Here is a 260-nt window from a genome sequence, read left to right as displayed (position 1 = left end):
TCTGCAGCAGGATGTCGAGTTCGGCGCCGTGCTGGTCGACTGCCCGCCAGAGCAGATAAGGCTCATCGCGCAACGTAACGAAGACTTCGTCCAGATGCCATGTGCGCCCAGGCTTGCGGCGAGCAGCCTTGACGCGATGTGCGAAGCCCGCGCCGAATTTGTCGCACCAGCGGCGGATCGTCTCGTAACTGACAACGACACCGCGCTCGAACAGCAGTTCTTCAATATCACGCAGGCCAAGTTGGAACCGGAAATACCAC

1 protein-coding gene is annotated in these 260 nt (G+C 60.0%); it reads right to left on the bottom strand.

Annotated elements, in window-relative coordinates:
• The coding region (locus tag AB3X96_RS42845) for a DDE-type integrase/transposase/recombinase (protein ID WP_368594453.1) at window positions 1-260 on the bottom strand (260 nt) is incomplete at both ends.

Origin of the sequence: Paraburkholderia sp. BR13439 (assembly GCF_040948805.1) — a bacterium.
Classification (GTDB): domain Bacteria; phylum Pseudomonadota; class Gammaproteobacteria; order Burkholderiales; family Burkholderiaceae; genus Paraburkholderia; species Paraburkholderia youngii.
This window is presented reverse-complemented; position numbering and strand designations above follow the sequence as displayed.